Here is an 18618-nt window from a genome sequence, read left to right on the forward strand (position 1 = left end):
GACCCAGGCACTCAGGCCTCTAACCCGAACGCAACCATCAGACATTGGCGCCCGGGCCTCTAGCCCGAACGCAACCATCGGACCCAGGCACTCAGGCCTCTAACCCGAAGGTGACCATCAGACATTGGCGCCCGGGCCTCTAGCCCGAACGCAACCATTAGACCCAGGCACTCAGGCCTCTAGCCCGAATGCGCCCGTCAGCTACCGGCGCTCAAGCCTGCGCGGAATTCACTGGGTTCGGGCACGAGTGCGTCGCTGCGTTCGCGCTAGGGCCAACCTCTCCGGGTGGGAAGCGCCTTTCGGACTCGGCCACCACCCGGCTGAGGCTGGCCTCTTTGGCAAGCGTACTTCGTCGGGCCCGGTAGGGAGTCTCAGTTATTGAATGCTTCGAGCGTGGGCGTCAGTTCGTCGAGGTACTGCAGCGTCTCGTCTGCCGACGGCAGGTCGAAATTCACAGGCGTGAACACGAATTGGCTGACTCCTGCGGTGGCGTAGGCCTCGAGCCGGTCCAGACGCGGCCGTCCCCAGATGTAGAGAGTGATGGGAATGTCGTCGGCGTCGTCGCGCCCTGCCTCGGCGGCGAGCCGGCGGAATCGCTCGATGCCGCCGATCACGTCGGGCTTGCCGGTGACGTTCATCACACCGACATCGATGGGACACCATTCATCCGCGTATTCCGCTGCGTGCCCGATGCCGAGCGGGCCCGCATTGCCGAGCGCGATCGGAACCGAGCCATTCGCCGGCTTGGGGTAGATCCACGACTCGCTGTGGCTGTCCCATCGGCCGTCCAAGGCCGGTACCGGATCGTTCGCCCAGATGGACCGCATGGCAGCCACACGCTCGCGCATGGCGCCGTATCGCTGGCGGAACGGCATGTCGGGCCGATGGTCGGCCAGTTCCTCGGCGTTCCAACCGACGCCGATGCCGAGCACGACGCGACCGTCCGACAGCACATCGGTCGACGCCACGGTCCGGGCGAGATCAATGAGGTCGTGCTGCAGGATGAGGCAGATGCCCGTGCCCAGCTTGATCGTATGAGTCCGCGCAGCCGCAACGCCCATGGAGACAAACGGGTCCATCATGTGCAAGTAGGTCCCCGGCAGCTGCCCGCCATTGGGGTACGGGCTCTGGCGGGATGTTGGGATGTGGGTGTGCTCGGGGTACCAGACCGAGTAGTAGCCCCGTTCTTCGAGCTCTTGGGCCAGATCGCCTGGATCGATGCCGCCGTGATGATTGCCAGTGAGGTACCCGAATTTCATGGCGCGCAGCCTAAGGAGCTGCGCGGGTAGGCGGCCGATGGCGTCGCCAGACTCTGGACGACCGCCGGTTCAAGATGTCCTCCGGCACCTGCTCGCTCGGGTCCTGGGGTGCCATTACCGGAGTGCCATTACCGGGGTGCCATTACCGGGGTGCCATTACTGGAGTGCCATTACCGGAACTTGATGTAGTGGTTGCGGCCGAAGCCGACGGCCCACTCCCCGCGCACATCTTCACTGTTCGATGGAGACGCAGGGGTTTGGTCATGGCGGGTTGCCTCCTCGCTCGCCGCTGGCGAGTTCGCCGCGGGGTCTCGCCGGGCTGGTGTCCTCTGCGGCGCCGTTTGCGCTGTCGGGTTCGCCGCGGGGTCTCGCCGGGCTGGTGTCCTCTGCGGCGCCGTTTGCGCTGTCGGGTTCGCCGCCGGGTCTCGCCGGGCCGGTGTTCTCTGCGGCGCCGTTTGCGCTGTCGGGTTCACCGCGGGGTCTCGCCGGGCCGGTGTTCCTTTTGGCCCCGCCTGTGCTGGTGGGGTCGTCGCGGGGTTCGGTGTCCCAGCGGCCGGTGGTGGGGTGTCGGCGCAGTCGCCGGTTGTATTCGTGCAGGCCGTTGTGGCAGTCGTTGCACAGTGCTGCGAGGTTGGGAGGGTCTGTGGTGCCGCCGTCGGCGTTCCATTCGTCGATGTGGTGGTACTCACAGCGATGCATCGGGGCACGGCACAGAACACAGCCGCGGTCGCGTATGGCGACGGCGAGCTGTTGGGCTGCGGTGGCGAGCCGTCGGCTGCGCCCGAGCCACAGCGGCTGGCCTGCGGTGTCGAACAGTGCGCCGCTGATGCGTGTGTCGGGCGAGAGGTTGTTGAGGATCTCGGCCGGTACGGGCCCGACGCCGAGGGCTTCGCATCGTCCGTGGGGTGTGGTGCCGTCGATGACGCCGATCTCGGCGACGATGACGAGCTGGTTGGGTGCTTGGGCAGGCCGCCAGCACTGGATCGAGCGGCCCGCGGCGCCGACCGGCACGGTGTCGCTGTGTGTGGGGGGTGTCGCATCGCTGTGTGTAGGGGGTGTCGCATCGTTGTGTGTGTGGGGTGTCGCATCGCTGCGTGAAGGGGGTGTCGCATCGTAGCCGTGTTCGTGCTCGCCGCGGCCATCACGGTCGCGCTCGGCATCGCTTGTGCCGCTGCGGTCATGTCGGGCATCACCAGTGCGCCCGGGTTCGGCAACGTCACGGCCCGGGTCGGTGTCGGTGCTGTTGGGGGAGTGGTGCTGTGCCTGTGGCGTTGGGGCCGTGGGGTGGTCGATAGTGACCAAAGCGTTACGGTCGGTGAGCATCTCGAAGACGGCGTCCGCGAGGCGTTGTTTGTTGTCGCGGATCTGGTTGGGTGTGCCGTCGCGTCCGCCGTCTTGTCGCCACAGGGCCTCTTTGTAGTTCTCGACTGCCTGTTGGATCAACGCGAAGCTGATCGGGTCCAAGCGGGCGTTGAGCACTCCCATGCCGCTGGTGTGGTCGACGAACAATGCGGCGCTGCGTTCGCGGCGTTGGCGCGCAAGCACTGATCGCACCGAGTCGGGGTCATAGCGGGCGGCGAAGTCGCGGGCGTCGCGGCGCAGAACCTCGGGCGGCACCGCAGCGGCGGTCTCGAGCAGGTCAGCGGCGGTGTCGACGGCATCGGGGCTGGTCTGTCGGGCCGCGTCCGCGAGCACCTCGGCATGCTCGACGGTGAGATCGCCCACCGCGAGGCCGCGTGCCACATTCGGCATCTGCGCGATCTGTTCGCTGTCTTGTGTGGTGCGCTTGGCGTTGCGGCTGCTCTGCCGTGCCCGCTCGCGCAGCGCCGAGCGGCCCGCTCCTGCCTGTGAGGCTTCCAGCGCGGCGGTGGCGCTCAGCAGCATCGCCTGAGCGGCCGAGAGAGTGTCAGATCCTCTGTGTAAGGGGGTTGGTCTGAGAGTGTCGTGTCGGTGATGGATGCCGAGGCGACAGGAAGGACCGCAATGACTGAGAATTATCGAGAGAGGCTGCCGGCGAGGCCGGCGGCGGACACGACGCCGCTGGTGCCTGAGGGGGCGCTGGACGCGGTGATGGAACGCGTCCGCGCCGAGGGCGCCGAGCTGCTGGGCGCGGACGGGCTTTTGACCCAGCTCACCAAGGCGGTGCTCGAGCGGGCGCTCGCGGAGGAGCTGACCGATCATCTGGGCTATGAGAAGGGCGACCCTGCGGGAGCGGGGTCGGGCAACTCGCGCAACGGCGTCACGCCCAAGCGGGTGCACACCGGCGTCGGCACCGTGGATGTGGACGCTCCCCGGGACCGCAACGGCTCCTTTGAGCCTCGGATCGTGCCCAAGGGAACATCGCGCCTGGAAGGGTTCGACGACAAGATCATCGCCTTGTACGCCAGGGGCATGACCGTGCGCGACGTGGCGGCCCATCTGGCCGAGATCTACGGCGTGGAGGTGTCCCATGACCTGATCAGCCGTGTCACCGACGGGGTGCTCGACGAGCTCGAGGCGTGGCGCAGCCGGCCCCTCGATGCTGTCTATCCGATCATCTTCATCGACGCGCTGAACGTCAAGATCCGCGACGGCCACGTCGCCAACCGGCCCGCCTATCTCGCCGTGGGCGTCGATCTCGACGGCCGCAAGCATGTGCTGGGCATCTGGATCGGCGACAGCGACGGCGAGGGCGCCAAGTACTGGCTGGGGGTGCTCACCGAGCTGCGCAACCGAGGCGTCCAAGACGTGCTGATCGTGTGCTGCGACGGCCTGCGAGGCCTCCCCGACGCGATCGAGGCGACCTGGCCCGCGGCCACCGTGCAGACCTGCGTGGTGCACCTGCTTCGAGCCTCCCACCGCTACGTCACCTGGAACGACCGCAAACAAGTCGCCAAGGAACTGCGGCCCGTGTACGCCGCCGTCGACGCCCAAGCCGCCGAGGCGGCGCTCGACGAGTTCGAAGCCGGCATCGGCGCCAGATACCCCGCCGTGGTCAGCCTGTGGCGGTCGAGCTGGGAACAGTTCATCCCGTTCCTGGACTACCCCCCAGAAGCCCGCCGGGTCATCTACACCACCAACATGATCGAGTCCATCAACCGCCAGCTCAGAAAGGTCACCAAGAACCGAGGGCACTTCCCCAACGAGCAAGCCGCCCTCAAACTGCTCTACCTCGCCGTGAGGAACATCACCACCAACAGAGGAGGACCACAAGGAACAGGAACCATCGGATGGAAACGCTGCTTGAACCAGCTCGCCGTCCGCTACCCAGGACGACTCCCGCTCACCTAAAATGACCAACCGACCGGCCCGCTTACACAGAACATCGGACACTCCCGCGGCCGAGCGCAGCCGTTCAGCCTGCTCGACCACCTGGGCGAGCGTGTCGCTGGGCGCACCCTCGAGCGGGACCAGCGACGCCCGCGCCACTACGTCACGCGCTCCGCGCAGCACCGACAGCACCGACCCCGCCGACAGCGCTGGTTCGGCCACCAGCACCGACCCCGCCGACAACACCGGCCCGGACGCGGGTACCAGAGTTGGTGGCGTCGAATGGGCGGGCGGCACCGTCCCGGCCTCACGCAGCGACGCACCCACCGCCAGCACTGGCTCGACCGACGACGCCGACTCGGCCGGCAACGACCTTCCCGCCGGCACGGCGGCAGCAGACTCGCCCGATGGCGTCGAACCCGGCGCCGATCCGGCCGCCGAATCGCTGCGAACGTCCGTGAACCTCATGACATGGACTGTAAACACACCCTGTTACACGAAAACTCAGCCAAGGCCATCCCCGGCAGTTTCCACCAGACCCAACGAGCTCCGCAGCCGCCACCGACGCCAGACGCTGGGCGACCACCGGTTCGAGGCGCCCTCCCGCACCTACTCGCTCGAGTCCTCAGTGCCACGCTGACAGGTGTGCCACGCTGACAGGTGTGCCACGCTGACAGGTGTGCCCGCTGGCGAAGCGTGTGCCCGCGGCGGAGGCGGCAGGGCCCTCTGCTCCGGGGATCCAGCAGGTCCCAACCTCGCAGAGTTCCCTGCTGCCTCCGCCGCGATTGCGTCTGTGCCTATCCGTTGACGTTCTCAGCCGCGTCCGACCAGGGGCATTCCGTTGGCCATCACCGTCATCGTCAGAACGTTGGTGTCGGCCGGCAGCTCCGCCATGTAGAGGACGGCGCCGGCCACGTCGTCGACATCCATCAGCGGTTCGACCCGGATGCTCCCGTCGGACTGGGGGACGCCGGTGGCCATGGCCGCGGTCAGGGGCGATTCGGCGTTGCCGATGTCGATCTGCCCGACGGTGATGCCATGTTCCCGCCCGTCCAGCGACAGTGCCTTGGTCAGCCCAGTGATGGCGTGTTTCGTCGCTGTATAGGGGGACGAATGCGGGCGGGGGGTCTGCGCTGACACCGACCCGTTGTTGATGATGCGACCGCCGGAGGGCCGCTGGCGTTTCATCTGAGCGAAGGCCGCACGGGCGCACAGCCATGAGCCGGTGAGATTCACCCCGACGGTGGCCATCCAGTCCGCGACTGCCAGTTCATCAACCGGAACGGGACGGGTGCCTATGCCGGCGTTGTTGAACAGCAGGTCGACACGGCCGAACCGGTCTGTGGTCCCTGCGAACAGAGCATCGACCTGGTCCGGTTCCGAGACGTCAGCGGTGACGGCGAGTGCTTCATCCGCGCACAGATCCACCACCTCGTCGAGCAGCTCTCGGCGACGGCCGCAGATGACCACCTTCCAGCCGGCCTCCGAGAGCGCCAGCGCGCAGGCCTTGCCGACACCGGTGCCGCCTCCGGTGATGATTGCCACCCGGTCACGGGTTCCGGCGTTGTTCGAGCCAGCATCGCCAGGAGCAGCGTCATTTGGAGCAGTTCCCGATTCGCCTGCTTGGGGTGCGTTCACGTGGCCTCCTTCTGCGGCTGCTCGCCGCCCTCTGTTGCGCCCTGACTGCCGCCTGTCTCGCCGCCCTGACTGCCGCCCCGTTCGCCGCCGCCCTTGGAGCCCCGCTTGCCGCCCTGCTTGGCGGCTTGGGCCTGACGTTTCTGGATGTTCGCCCACTCGTCTCGCAGCCCGACAGTGCGGTGGAACAGCGAGGCCACGGGGCTGTCCGACACGGGGCTGTCCGACACGGGGCTGTCCGACACGGGGCTGTCCGACACGGGGCTGTCGGCGCAGAAATAGCCGAGTCGCTCGAACTGCACCACGGTGCCAGCAGCAATATCCGCGATTGCCGGCTCTGCAACACCGGCAAGAACCTCCCGGGAGCTCGGATGCAGGTCGTCGAGGGGATCACCGGTGCGGTCACCTGGCAGTTCGGCATCGAAGAGCCGCTCATACAGCGCAGCAGTGATGGGCACGGCGTGCTGTGCGCTGACCCAGTGAATGGTGGCCTTGACCTTCCGGCCGTCCGGCGCCTGGCCGCCTGAGGTCTGCGGGTCATAGGTGCAGTGCACCTCGGCGACATTGCCCTCGTCGTCGGTCACTGCGTCGGTGCAACGCGCGAAGTAGCCCGCCCGCAGCCGGACCTCCCGACCAGGCGTGAGCCGGAAGTACTTCGGCGGGGCCTCCAGCCGGAAGTCGTCCTGCTCGATCCACAGGGTCCCGCTGAAGGGCACCTGCCGGGTGCCCGCGGCCGGGTCCTCAGGATTATTGACCGCCTCCCGATACTCGGTGACGGGCACGCCGTCGTCATCAGCGGGCCAGTTGGTGATGACGAGCTTCAGCGGCCGCAGTACGGCCATACGGCGAGGCGCCACGGCATTCAGCTCCGTCCGCACGAACGATTCCAGCAGTTCGGGAGCATGGCGGCTGTTGGTACGCGCAACCCCGATAGAGGCGCAGAACTCCCGGATGGCTGCAGGGGGATACCCGCGCCGCCGCAGGGCTCGCAGCGTCGGCAGCCTGGGATCGTCCCAGCCGTCGGTATGGCCGCCCTCCACCAGCCGGCGCAGGATCCGCTTGGAGGTGATCGTGTGGTTTAGCTCCAGCCGGGCGAACTCGGTCTGGTAGGGCCGCTCACCGGTATGGCCAAGCTCGCCCAGCGGCAGGTGCTCCAAATACCAGTCATAGAGCGCCCGGTTGTCTCGAAACTCCAGCGTGCACAGCGAATGAGTGACGCCTTCGACGGCATCGCTCTGGCCGTGCGCCCAGTCGTAGGTGGGGTAGATGCACCAGCGATCGCCGCTGCGGTAGTGATGCTCGTGCCGGATGCGGTACATCACGGGGTCGCGCATCTGCATGTTCTCGTGCTGCATGTCGACGCGGGCACGCAGCACCCGGCTGCCCTCGGGATGCCGGCCGGCTGCCATCTCGCGGAACAGGCGCAAGTTCTCGGTGACCGGCCGGTCGCGGTACGGGCTCTCCGTGCCTGCGCTGCCGAAGCCTCCGCGGCCAGCCGAGATGGCGTCCGCGTCCTGATCATCGACGTAGGCAAGGCCTCGCTCGATCAACAGCTCGGCCCATGCGTACAGCTGCTCGAAGTAGTCCGAGGCGTAACGGATCTCATGTGGCTCGAATCCGAGCCACCTCACGTCGTCAACGATGGCATCGACATACTCAGGGCTCTCGGTGGCCGGATTCGTGTCATCGAAGCGGAGGACGCAGTGCCCGCCGAACTCGGAAGCGACGGTGAAGTCGAGACAGATGGCCTTGGCATGCCCGATGTGGAGGTACCCGTTCGGCTCCGGCGGAAAGCGGGTCTGCACTCGGCCCGCGAACCGCGCCGAGGCGAGGTCCGCTACGACAAGATCGCGAATGAAGTCGCGCCCGCTGCCGTCGTCTGGCTCAGGACTGATCTCGGCAGAGCGGGAGGGCACGGCTCCTCAGGCAGCGACGGTGACGTGCGGCGGCGGCCAGATGCCTGCGACGATGCCGGCCTCGACCAGGTAGCCCATGATGCGCTCGAGACGGCCCAAGAGGGCCTCAAGTTCGTCCGCTGGCAGTGCGTCGGCTGCGGCGCAAGACAGCCGGTCCGTGTCGTGCTCGACGGCTCGGCGTGCAGCGTTGCCGTCGGGGGTCTGCTCGCCGTCGGCGGTGATCCAGCCCCGGTCGACGAGCCGCTGGCACGCGGCATCCCACTCGTCTGCGTTCCAGCCGCGGATCTTCTGGATGGTGGCACCGTTGCCGTGGCCGCCCGTGGTCATCATCACGTGGCACTCGACGGGGTCGAGATCGCCGGCGGCGAGCGCGATGTTGTGGCCGTCGAAGCGGAACTCGCGCAGCAGCGTGCAGCCGTGCCAGAGGTCCATGACGTCCCCGCCGCCGGTGCTGTCGCTCGGCCACGGTTCCGATGTCCACCCTGCATAGAGCGGTCGTGCCCCGATGGGCAGATCGCCTGCGAAGCTGCGCAGCGCGGCTGCAGCCGCGGCGATATCGCCCGGATCCGGGTACTCGCCCAAGGCCCGTTGCATCGAGGCGGTCGTGAACTCCAGCTGCCGGGCACGGACGGCGTCTGGCTCCATGATGTCCCAGCAGCCCGGCACCGCTCGCTCCACCATGCGAGGAGCGAAGTTGTAGAACACCGCGGTCACGGTCGCTGCGCTGGGCCTGCCCATCGGCGCCGAGCGATACGCGAAGTACGCATGCCACCAGCCCTTGAAACCGTCGTCGTTGAATCCGTAGATCTCCGGTGAGTAGTAGGCCACCGTGTGGATCGGCTCGACCGTGCGGCCCAAGCGCCGGATCGGGCTTCGACGGTCTTCAGTACGGGGAATCTCGCCCATCGACGCTCCTGTTGTCTGTGCGTTCGTGCACGAACAGCTTCGGTTGGGCCGTTCGCGGTCGCCGCAATGGTATGGCGCAGCGGCCTCGTGCGCGGTGCTCTGCACTGCTCGCAGGCAGGCGCACGGAACTACGGTTTCGACGATGACCGTTCACGGAATGCAGCACGAAGCCACCGTCGAGATCGCCGCCACGCCAGAAGCCGTCTTCGCCATGGTTTCCGACGTGCCGCGCATGGGGGACTGGAGCCCCGAGAACGCCGGAGCCGACTGGACCAGCGGCACGCCAGGAGCCGAGGGTTCCACGTTCGAAGGGCACAACCGCATCGGCGAACAGGAGTGGAGCGTGCCGTGCACCGTCACCGTGGCGCAGCCCGGCGAGTGCTTCGAATGGGTGACCCGGCCAGAGGATCCCGAAGGCCCCTATGTGCGCTGGACCTACCGCATGGCGTCCAACGATGCGGGCGGCACGAGGTTGACCGAAGCCTGGGACGTCCTGTCGCTGCCGCCCACCTTGCAGCCGCTCAGCGCCGAGCAGCTGGCGGCGCGTGCCGATGTAGTCCGTGCCGGTATGGCCACGACCCTCGCTGCCATCAAGGCCGCCGCCGAGGGGTAGCGCTCGGGCTGCCGAGGACTGGCAGCCGCAGAGGTGGAGTGCTCGGGCTGCCGAGGACTGGCAGCCGCAGTGGGGTAGCGCTCGGGCTGCCTAGGACTGGCAGCCGACGCCGTTGCCGTCCCGGTCGAGACGGTACGGGTCCTCGCCGATGACCTTGACCATCACCGGCTTCTGGGCGGCCGTCAAGTCGCCGCAGTTGATCGCATCGCCGGGAAGGTTCGGCAGGCACGGTTCGTAGGCGGGGTGGCAGTCGTTACCGGCACTGGCGTTCTCGGCGGCGTCCGTAGATTCGCCGTCCCCTGGTTCGCCCTCGCCCGCTTCGGCTTCGTCTGCTTCGGCTTGGTCTGCTTCGGCTTCGTCTGCTACGGCTTCGTCTGTTGTGGAGTCTTCGGGTTCCCCCGTCAGTGATGTCGTCGCTGCCGGTTGTGGGGCGCTGAAGTCGAATTCGCCTCCGGTGCACGAGTCGAGTGCGTCATCGAGAACTCGTTGCTCGACGGAGTCAACAGCGAGATCCCAACGAGCCTTCACTGCGACCCAATCTGCTGCGTACTGGCATCGGTAGGCGTCTTCGGGAGGCCACCACTGCGCAGGATCCCGAGCGCTCTTGCTGCGGTTGGACGACGCCGTGACGGCAATGAGCGAGCGGGGATCGCCGAGATCGTTGGCGAATCGGGTCCAGGTGTCGGCGGTCCATCGGTACCCGCCGGATTCCCACGCCTCGGCAAGGGGCACCATGTGGTCGATGTCGAAGTCCGATGCCGAGCTCACGCTGACGTTGTCGTACAGCGACAGCCAAGTGCTATCGGGACGTCGCTCCGCTGCGAGGACTCGGTCTCGGGTGGAGCGTCCGTTGCTGTAGAGCCAGCCGCCAAACACGGCATCGCGGTCGTAGCCCCGACGTTGCTCAGCTTCGACTCGCAACCGCTCGAACAGGCCGATGACGCTCCTGCGCCGCTCGAGGTCAGCGGCTTCGGCTTCAGGATCCCGAATGCTCGCATCAGGAAACGTGACCGGTGGCAGCACTTGTGTGCCGTCGTCGCTGGTAGCTGCACCTTCCTCGCCCGAGTCGGCACCTCCCTCGCCCGAGGCCGCGCCATCCCCGGCCGAGGCCGCGCCATCCCCGGCCGTGGCCGCGCCGCCCTCGCCTGAGGCCGCGCCATCCCCGGCCGTGGCCGCGCCTTCGTCGCCCGTGGCCGCGCCGCCCTCGCCGGCGGCAGAGTCTGAAGGGGCAGTGTCTGAACGGTCTGGTGTAGCAGCGGAGGCAGTGTCTGAAGGGGCAGTGTCTGAAGGGGTTGTCCCGCCTGTGGCTTCCGAGCGCGAGGTGGCGTCCGCAGCAGGCTGCTGCGTGACGATCGGTGAGTCTGAATTTGTCGAGCTGGCCCGGGCAGTCTCGACGTCGGGTTGGCTTCGGGACGTATCGGGGGCCGGGGCGCACGCGGCCAGCGCGAGAACGGCGCCAACGAGGCAGGCTCCGATGGGAGATCGCTGGACCTCAGCAGGGACACGGTTCGATGTGTGCGCCCGCATCGTCGCGCAAGCTAGGCCGCCCCCGGGTGCTCGGGTGGGATACGAACTCCGAGATCGCTGAATCGCCCGGAGTGGGACCGACGAGCGACACCGTGACCTGCGGCTTTGCGTTCTCGGGCCGACGATCCGGGCAATTGCTCAGCGGGCGCCCGAGAAACAGTGTTGCGCCAAACCCGCCGTGTCTCCTCTGGCATGTGTTGACGAAATTCGAGCGCGCGAGTGTTTGCATTTGAGAACGTATGTATGTATACTTGCCTTATGTTGCTGGAGGCCCCGCCAGTTCGCCCCGATGGCGATGCTGCTGTGCTGGTTGCCGCGACTGCCGGTGGGGCCCAGTCCCACAGTGGCAGTGTCGATGACGGTCCCGTCGACGCAGTCGACCTCGGAATGCTGAAGCACGGCGACTTGGTCGATGAGTTGGTGGATCTGGTGGCGGAGCGTGCCCGGTTGGAGGGCCGATATGTCGCTCTGCTCGGCGAGCTGGTGTCCCGGGATGGTGCGCAGTCGGCTGCGTGGCAGCTGCGTGAGTACACGCGGATGAACTCAGCGCAGGCTCGCAGTGAGGCACGGCTGGCCGAAGCTCTTGTCGAGCACGAATTCACCGACACACTCGATGCGCTGTCCGCGGGTGAGATCCAGATATCTCATGCCAAGGTGATTGCTCGGGAGTCGCCGAAGAAGCACCGTCGCGACGAGGAAGAGTTCCTCGAGCTGTGCCGCGCGCATCCCTCCGATGTGGTTGCCCGTCACACGCTGGCCTATGAGAGCTTGCAGGTGTTTGCCGACCTCGAAGCCGCAGCCGCAGCCAACGATCGCACTCCGGTCGATGCCGAGCTGTCGCTGCAGCGCGAGGAGCGTCGCTGCTCGATGCTCCTCGGCGATGACGGGATGTGGCATCTGCGAGCCGATCTGGACTTCATCAGCGGCCGCGAACTCAGTTTGCAGCTTGCTGCGGCTGAGCGGGCGGTGCGGCAACGAGACGATGCCGGTGATCTCACCTATCCGCAGCGCAACGCAGACGCGTTGTGCGAATTGATCCTGGGTCGCCAAAAGCCTCAGGCGAGCTTGGTGATCGTCGCCGACTACGACACGGTGTCGGGCGGTCTCGACAATCCTCGGCTCGACGATGGCACTCCGCTGTCGGCGAGACAGCTTGCCGAGTTTGCCGCTGATGCCAAGGTGCTGCCGGCGATGTTCAAGGCTGACTGGTCCGAGCTTGCCTTGGGGCGTGCCCGAAGCGCCAGCGAGGCGCAGCGCATCGTGCTGGCGATCCGGGACGGCGGCTGCATTGCTTGCGCCACCCATACCGAGCGCTGCCATGCCCACCACATCGAGCACTACGAGGACGACGGGCTCACCGAGATTCCCAACTTGGCGATGCTGTGCGTGCCCTGCCATCTCGACCATCACCAACGCCACTGGGCCATCGACACACCGCCCGACGGCACACCGCGCCGCGCACCTCCCTGCGGATAGGCACGCATCGCTGCGGCGGGCCTGCGTTGCTCAACGACAGCCAGCTTGTGACGTGCCCCCCGCCGAATGGGCACGCATTGCGGGAGCAATCACGCCTGTTGCCGTGGACCGCGACCCGTGTCCGAAGTGCCTTCCGTGGCCGAAATGCGGAGCTCGGATCTGGAGGGGCGCATATGCACTGACCGGCGGGCATGCAGATCTGGAGACATATGCTCCGAACGAGAGCTGAGCTCGGGCTGTCGGGACTCGGGGAGAGTGCACATGGAAGCGATGGACCTGGGAAGCCTGAATTGGTGGGCGATCATCGTTGCGATCGTCTTCAATCAGACGCTGGGCGCCGCCTGGTACAGCATGCTCGCCAAGCCGTGGATGGCCGAAGTCGGCTTGACCGACGAGGACATGGAAGCGATGAAGGGCACCCCGCGCCAGTGGTACCCGTACGTCGTCGCAATCGTGCTGGCCCTGGTGTTCACGCTCGGCCTGGCACTGCTGGCGCAGGGCCTCGACGTCGACACTTTCGGCGAAGGGTTGGGCCTCGGCCTTCTGGTTGCGGTCGGCTTCGTGCTTACCTCGAACGGCATCAACTACACGTTCGAAGGCCGCAGCTTGCGGCTCTTCGCGATCAACGCCGGTTACCCGCTGATCTCGTACTGCGTGATCGGCGTGATGCTGGCTCTGTGGCGCTAGCCGACAGCGCCGATGGGCAGTCTCAGTTCTCGGGATTGACGACGTCGATTCCGCAGCCCTCGAAGTCGCTCACGTTCCTCGTTGCAATCGATGCGCCGACCGAGCGGGCAATGGCAGCTATCTGGCAGTCGGCCTGGCTAATTGGGTGGCCGACGGAACGGCGCGTCGCGGCGATTGCTGCGAACGCCTGAGCTGCGTCGCTGTCGAAGGGCAAGACCCGTTCGGCGAACAGCACTTCGAAAGCATGTGCAGCCGCAGCGGTCAGTCCACGGCGCCGCGTTTCTTCGGGCAATATTGCAATGCCCGTGCGGATCTCTGCTTCCGTCACAGTAGTGACGTAAAGGTCATCAGTGAGCTGGCGGTCGATCCATGCCAGAACCTCAGACCGGGGATGCTCGCGCATGAGCTCGGAGACGACATTGGTGTCGAGAATCAACAACGTCGCGGCCCTCAGTCGAACTGCGGGGGTTCGCGCATGGGCTCCCTAGGTGGGATCTCCAGGTTCTCGACGCCGAAGGGTCTGAAGAGCCGATGGATGGCTGTACCCAGGTTCGTTGACGGCGCCGCATCTTCGTTTAACGCTGCCTTGAGGATGTCGCGAGCTTCTTGCTCCATCGAGCGACCATGCTCTGCTGCGCGTATGCGCAGTCGTCGCTTCAGCCCATCGTCAAGATTGCGCACTGTGATACTGGCCATGAACCCGTCTCCGTATCTCTTGTATGCAGAGTATGCATTGACAGCATTGCAATCAACACGCCCATAGCGCTGTGACAGTTCTGGGATTGGTGTCGTCAGCGAGCGCGCTCGGGCGATGACTGACAACCCCAACGAGTTGCGTTCATTGGCGACTCGCATAAACGACTCATTGGATATCCATCTAATGGATAAGCAATTGGCCCCTTTTGCATGGAGTACTTGCGACGGCATGCAGATGCACGGTTGGCACATCTGCTGTCCATCCATCCCGCTTGTGTGATCGAGGGCATCAGAGGCGTCGGAAAGACCAGCACGGGCGCGCGCGTCGCCGCCTCATTCTGATTGGATCGTTAAGGGCTGCGGTTACCGCCGATATCCATGCCGCATTCGCAGCCGCCGATCACTTCGAGACTGCTGCGGTGCTCGCGGGCGACCGCCGCCGGCTGGGCGTGCTGCTGGTTCGGCGCTACTCGTCGAACAGCTACTCGCTGGCCTGCGCAGCGAGGTGGCGGAATGCCGAATACTTCGGCTGATCGATTGCGACCTGATGGGCCACTGAGGTCCGCAGGTACTCGGCGAGCCCGTCAGCGTCGAGCGCCATGGAGCCGTCCCGCAGCCGATGCACTAGCCGCCAGCGCAGCTCGGTGACTTGCTCGGCAACCTCAGCATCAGCCCCAGCCGAAGCCGCAGCATCATTACCAGCCCCAGCCGAAGCCCGAACTACGCCACCGACCTCCTCAGCAGGAGAGCCCATCAACGAGACCAACCGCTCCAGCTCATAGCGATGCAGCTGCGGGCCGATCAGCCGCTCGCGCAGCGCAATGTCAATCGAGTTCCCCGCCACCAGCGCCAAGAAACTCGTCCGCCCCTCGGTTGCCTGCCGCACCTCGGTGTGCAGGAAATCCCGAACGCTCTCGAGGATCTCGTCGACACGAGGCATGTCCCCAGCCGCAGCGTTCGCCTCCGCGCTCGTCGTACTGCCCCCGAGTGCCGACACTTTCGCCGCCCGGCGCCCGAAATCGGACTCAAGCAGACCCAGCGCATGCACCGCAGGCACGAACTCGACCTGCCCTGGAATGATCAGATGCGCACAGTCCAGCTGGCACTCAGAACTCCGGCGCCCAATGGCCGGACGCTCCACGGTCGCATCAGAGCCCTGTCGGTACCGATCGGCCATCCCCAGGCATCCCACGGCCCACCAGAACGACCCGAACACCTCCCAGTACTGCACCCGCTTGGGATCCACCGGCGCCCCGGCCACATCGGCGTAACCCGCGAACAAGTCCTCATAGCGCCCGAAGCCGCCAACCGGCAGATGCCGCTGCCCGAAGCGCCACGAATTGGTGCACATCCAGCCCAGATCCCGCATCGGGTCGCCGATGTGGGCTGTCTCCCAGTCCAACACCGCGACAAGCCCGGCGTCGGCGTCCACCATCACGTTGCCGTTGCGGAAGTCGTTGTGCACCAGCGTGAGCTCGACCGGATCCTGCCCTTCGAGCTGTTCGGACAACCAGCGGGCGGCATAGTCGATCATCGGCTGTGGCGTCGGCAGCTCCCGGTACCGGTCCCAGGTCTCCGCCAGGTACTCACTCGGCTGCGCACGCCGCAGCGCATCACCCAGGCCGGTCGCGCCCACATCGATCCCATGGATGCGGGCCATCTCCTGCCCGCACTGAAACGCCAGCTTCGAGCGTGCCTCCTCCAGCTCAGGCGACCGAGCGATGCGGGCGCCGAGCGTTACGCCGTCCAGCCACTCCATCAAGAACCCCGCACCGATCCCGTCGGCAGGCGTCAGCACATACAGCACCTCGGGTTCAGGCACGCCCGCCAGACGAGCCGTGCTCATGCACAGAGCTTCAGCTTCGACGCCGGTGACGTTGTCGCCCTCGCGGTCCATGCCGTCAGGCCCCCGACGCAGGCAGATGTCAAGAACACCATCAGGGTCCGAAGCACGGCGACACCGAAGCCGATACGACTCCATGCTCGCCCCTCCGCTGAGCCGCTCGGCCGAGACCAGCCCCTCGCAGTCGTCGATCTCGCGCCGCAGCACAGCGTCCAGAGCCTCAGCGAATTCGGGCAGCGCGTGCTGGCGGTCGTCGCTCATGGCTGCGAAACCCCTCGACAAGAGCGCATCGGGTCCTGCAGCGGCTCAGCCGTCCTTCTGCTGGGAGCCGAAGATCGTCGGCGGGCCTTTGAGTGACCAGTCCGGCGCCCCGTGCATCTGCCGGCCGTCGATGGTGAGCATCTGGGAAGACTCCCCGCCGCAGAGGCGGCCGCCGCTCGAGCCCAGCACGCCGTTCGCACCGACGTGGGAGATGGGGTAGGAGTCGATTGCCGAGTACGTCTGCAGCAGCAGCGGCCTGGGCCGCGGCGAGTCGTTCGGCATCGAGCCATGCACCATGCAGCAGTTGTGAACGGTGACCGAGCCCGCCGGACCTCCCAGGTACACCATGGCGTCAAGGTCGAGCCGGGCAGCGTCGGCGTCGTTCATCGCACCGGCCCAGTTGCCATCGGGCGCGTACAGGTCGTACAGCGGTCCCAGATGGCTGCCTGGCAGCACGCCCATCGGCGACATTTCGGGATCGACATCTTCGAGGTACACCCCGATGGTCAGCGGCGTGAAGTCGGTGTGGGGCCAGAACTGGATGTCCTGGTGCCACTTGACCTCCTCACCGCCTTCGGACCACTTGAAGTTGAGCTTCGAGTGGTGGTAGCGCACCGGGCCGCCGAGCAACGCAGAAGCTAGCTGCGCCGTCGGCCCCTCGAATGTGAACCGGGCGTATGTCGGATGCTGGTCGACCGGCGAGTTCAGGCGCCGCAGTCTCGGCGCGTCAGCCGTGTGCGTGGGTTCCAGATCGAACACCTTGCCCGAGGAGGCTTCCGCCCGGCTGGCCTCAACGAACTCCGCCGTGACGGCCCGCAGCTCATCGAGCCACTCAGCTCCGACAAACCCAGGCAAGCACAGGTAGCCGTTCGCCTCGTAGTCGGAGCGCTGGGCGTCCGTGATGAGTTCGCTTGCTTTCGGGGGAGCTTCTGCGAGCGTCATGGGAGAAACCGTACCGGGTACGGCCGCCGAGATTCTGTGTGCAGAATTACCGCCACAGACAGCAGATTTGCGCAGAGAAGATGCTGTCTGAGTTCTTTGTGCAGAATTGCCGCCACAGACGGCAAAATTGCGCAGAGAAGGCGCGGCGCATCGCCGCCACACACCGTGGTCGTTCCCCTCAGCCATAGGGTGAGGCGATGGCTGCCGATCTGGTGATCTCCGGTGGAAGGCTGGCCGATTCCGCCCATGGCGGTGAACGAGTCGACGTGGTCGTCGAGGACGGACGCATCTCGGCGGTGGTGCCGGTAGGGGAAGCGCCTCAAGCCCGACGGACATTGGATGCGTCGGATGCCTGGGTGATGCCCGGATTCGTCGATATCCAAGTGCATTTCCGCACGCCTGGCGGTACCGACAGCGAGGACATCGCCTCGGGGGCAGCGGGAGCCGCCATGGGCGGTGTGACGGCGTGCGTGATGATGCCGAACACGAATCCGCCCATCGACACTCCTGGCATGGTCCAAGACGTGCTGGCGATGGCCACTGGAGCGCCGTGCGATGTCCGGACCTCGGCTGCCATCACGGTCGGACGAGCGGGGGAGCGGCTCACCGATTTTGCAGCGTTGTATGACACCGGCGTCAGGGTCTTCACCGACGACGGCGACTGCGTGGCCGACGACGCGCTCATGGAAGCGGCGCTGGCGGCCACCGTGAGCCTGCCCGGCGCAGTGGTCAGCCAGCACGCCGAAGACCCCGAGATGGTCGCTGGTGGAGTCATCAATGCCGGGGCTGTGGCGGAACGGATGGGAGTGCAGGGGCGTCCCGCGCTCGCCGAGATCTCGGTGGTGCAGCGTGACATCGGGCTAGCAAGGGGCACCGGTGGCCGCTACCACGTCCTGCACCTCTCGACAGCCGAGGCGATGGAACAGGTCGCTCAGGCAAAGCGAGAAGGCTTCGCCGTCTCCGCCGAGGTGACGCCACAGCACTTGGTGCTCACCGAGGACGATGTCGAGCGGCTCGGCACGACCGGCAAGATGAATCCGCCATTGCGGCTCCGAAGCGACGTGGAAGCGCTGCGCCGCGCCATCGTCGACGGCACTCTCGACGCGGTTGCCACCGATCACGCGCCGCATCACGCCTCGCTCAAGGACACATCGCTGCGTGATGCCGCCCCGGGCATGACCGGTGTCGAGACGATGGCGTCGGTGATCTGGTCAGAGCTGGTGGCGACGGGGGCAATGTCGCCCGCCCGTTTCGTCGAGGTGGTCTCGGCTGCGCCGGCACGCATCGCCGGCATCGCCGAGCACGGTCATCGCGTCGATGTCGGGAGGCCCGCCAATCTCGCTGTGTTCGACCCTGCTCAGCGCTGGACGGTCCGCGCCGACGAGCTGCAATCCCGCAGCCGCAATACGCCATGGGCGGGTCGCGAACTCACCGGCAAGGTGCGTCACACTGTGCTGGCCGGCCGCCCCGTGGTATCGGGCGGTGAGCTCTGCGGCTCAGCGGCCCGCGGATAGGTGATGTGTCGGAAAGGTGCTGTCGCGCATTCTTTGCGCAATTTTGCCGTCTGTGGCGGCATTTCTGCGCAAAGTCCAGGCCGTCGGGGCTGCC

16 protein-coding genes are annotated in these 18618 nt (G+C 66.5%); 6 read left to right on the forward strand and 10 right to left on the reverse strand.

Going from position 1 to position 18618, the window contains the following annotated elements; genetic code table 11:
* Window positions 1-371 precede the first annotated feature (371 nt).
* The gene (locus ACOCMM_RS11000; RefSeq protein WP_419553200.1) at window positions 372-1259 is read right to left on the reverse strand and encodes a TIGR03619 family F420-dependent LLM class oxidoreductase; all 888 of its coding nucleotides are present in this window, start codon (window positions 1257-1259) and stop codon (window positions 372-374) included.
* A gap of 261 nt (window positions 1260-1520) precedes the next feature.
* Window positions 1521-3143, reverse strand: coding sequence for a DUF222 domain-containing protein (locus ACOCMM_RS11005; protein WP_419553201.1), 1623 nt, complete (start codon window positions 3141-3143; stop codon window positions 1521-1523).
* A 99-nt stretch (window positions 3144-3242) separates the two neighbouring features.
* On the opposite strand from ACOCMM_RS11005, the gene ACOCMM_RS11010 reads away from it, so the two are divergent.
* Both ACOCMM_RS11010 and ACOCMM_RS11015 read left to right on the forward strand, forming a co-directional pair.
* Entirely contained in the window at window positions 3243-4529 is a 1287-nt protein-coding gene (locus ACOCMM_RS11010) for an IS256 family transposase (protein ID WP_419551637.1), read from the forward strand.
* Between the two features lie 91 nt (window positions 4530-4620).
* Window positions 4621-5148: a hypothetical protein gene (locus ACOCMM_RS11015; protein ID WP_419553202.1), complete on the forward strand. Its 528-nt coding sequence runs from the start codon at window positions 4621-4623 to the stop codon at window positions 5146-5148.
* Window positions 5149-5321: 173 nt separating this feature from the next.
* On the opposite strand, the gene ACOCMM_RS11020 is transcribed toward ACOCMM_RS11015, so the two are convergent.
* From ACOCMM_RS11020 to ACOCMM_RS11030, 3 genes are all read right to left on the reverse strand, one after another.
* Complete coding sequence (locus ACOCMM_RS11020) at window positions 5322-6053, reverse strand: SDR family oxidoreductase (protein WP_419554864.1); 732 nt, start codon at window positions 6051-6053, stop codon at window positions 5322-5324.
* An 89-nt stretch (window positions 6054-6142) separates the two neighbouring features.
* Window positions 6143-8059 carry a glutamine--tRNA ligase/YqeY domain fusion protein gene (locus ACOCMM_RS11025; RefSeq protein WP_419553203.1) on the reverse strand — a complete coding sequence of 639 codons (1917 nt, stop codon included), beginning with the start codon at window positions 8057-8059 and terminating at the stop codon, window positions 6143-6145.
* Window positions 8060-8065: 6 nt separating this feature from the next.
* Window positions 8066-8965, reverse strand: coding sequence for an SCO6745 family protein (locus tag ACOCMM_RS11030; protein WP_419553204.1), 900 nt, complete (start codon window positions 8963-8965; stop codon window positions 8066-8068).
* 142 nt (window positions 8966-9107) lie between these two features.
* Here ACOCMM_RS11030 and ACOCMM_RS11035 point away from each other — a divergent pair, with 142 nt between their 5' ends.
* Complete coding sequence (locus tag ACOCMM_RS11035; protein ID WP_419553205.1) at window positions 9108-9578, forward strand: SRPBCC family protein; 471 nt, start codon at window positions 9108-9110, stop codon at window positions 9576-9578.
* Window positions 9579-9668: 90 nt separating this feature from the next.
* Here the strand turns inward: ACOCMM_RS11035 and ACOCMM_RS11040 are convergent, their stop codons facing one another.
* A complete protein-coding gene (locus ACOCMM_RS11040; protein WP_419553206.1) occupies window positions 9669-11105 on the reverse strand; it encodes an HNH endonuclease family protein in 1437 nt (478 codons plus the stop codon).
* Window positions 11106-11363: 258 nt separating this feature from the next.
* Between ACOCMM_RS11040 and ACOCMM_RS11045 the strand changes: the two genes are divergently transcribed.
* Entirely contained in the window at window positions 11364-12581 is a 1218-nt protein-coding gene (locus ACOCMM_RS11045; protein ID WP_419553207.1) for an HNH endonuclease, read from the forward strand.
* Between the two features lie 261 nt (window positions 12582-12842).
* Window positions 12843-13268 (forward strand): DUF1761 domain-containing protein, encoded by a 426-nt coding sequence (locus ACOCMM_RS11050; protein ID WP_419553208.1) that lies wholly within the window; start codon window positions 12843-12845, stop codon window positions 13266-13268.
* A gap of 22 nt (window positions 13269-13290) precedes the next feature.
* Here ACOCMM_RS11050 and ACOCMM_RS11055 read toward each other — a convergent pair whose 3' ends face one another.
* From ACOCMM_RS11055 to ACOCMM_RS11070, 4 genes are all read right to left on the reverse strand, one after another.
* Entirely contained in the window at window positions 13291-13707 is a 417-nt protein-coding gene (locus ACOCMM_RS11055; protein WP_419553209.1) for a type II toxin-antitoxin system VapC family toxin, read from the reverse strand.
* Window positions 13708-13718: 11 nt separating this feature from the next.
* Complete coding sequence (locus ACOCMM_RS11060) at window positions 13719-13964, reverse strand: FitA-like ribbon-helix-helix domain-containing protein (RefSeq protein WP_419553210.1); 246 nt, start codon at window positions 13962-13964, stop codon at window positions 13719-13721.
* A gap of 481 nt (window positions 13965-14445) precedes the next feature.
* Window positions 14446-16068, reverse strand: a complete 1623-nt coding sequence (locus ACOCMM_RS11065; RefSeq protein ID WP_419553211.1) for a phosphotransferase family protein — start codon at window positions 16066-16068, stop codon at window positions 14446-14448.
* Between the two features lie 45 nt (window positions 16069-16113).
* Entirely contained in the window at window positions 16114-17010 is an 897-nt protein-coding gene (locus ACOCMM_RS11070) for a phytanoyl-CoA dioxygenase family protein (protein WP_419553212.1), read from the reverse strand.
* Window positions 17011-17207: 197 nt separating this feature from the next.
* On the opposite strand from ACOCMM_RS11070, the gene ACOCMM_RS11075 reads away from it, so the two are divergent.
* Entirely contained in the window at window positions 17208-18524 is a 1317-nt protein-coding gene (locus ACOCMM_RS11075) for a dihydroorotase (RefSeq protein WP_419553213.1), read from the forward strand.
* Window positions 18525-18618 lie beyond the last annotated feature (94 nt).

The organism is Candidatus Poriferisodalis sp. (assembly GCF_965198245.1).
Classification (GTDB): domain Bacteria; phylum Actinomycetota; class Acidimicrobiia; order Acidimicrobiales; family Poriferisodalaceae; genus Poriferisodalis.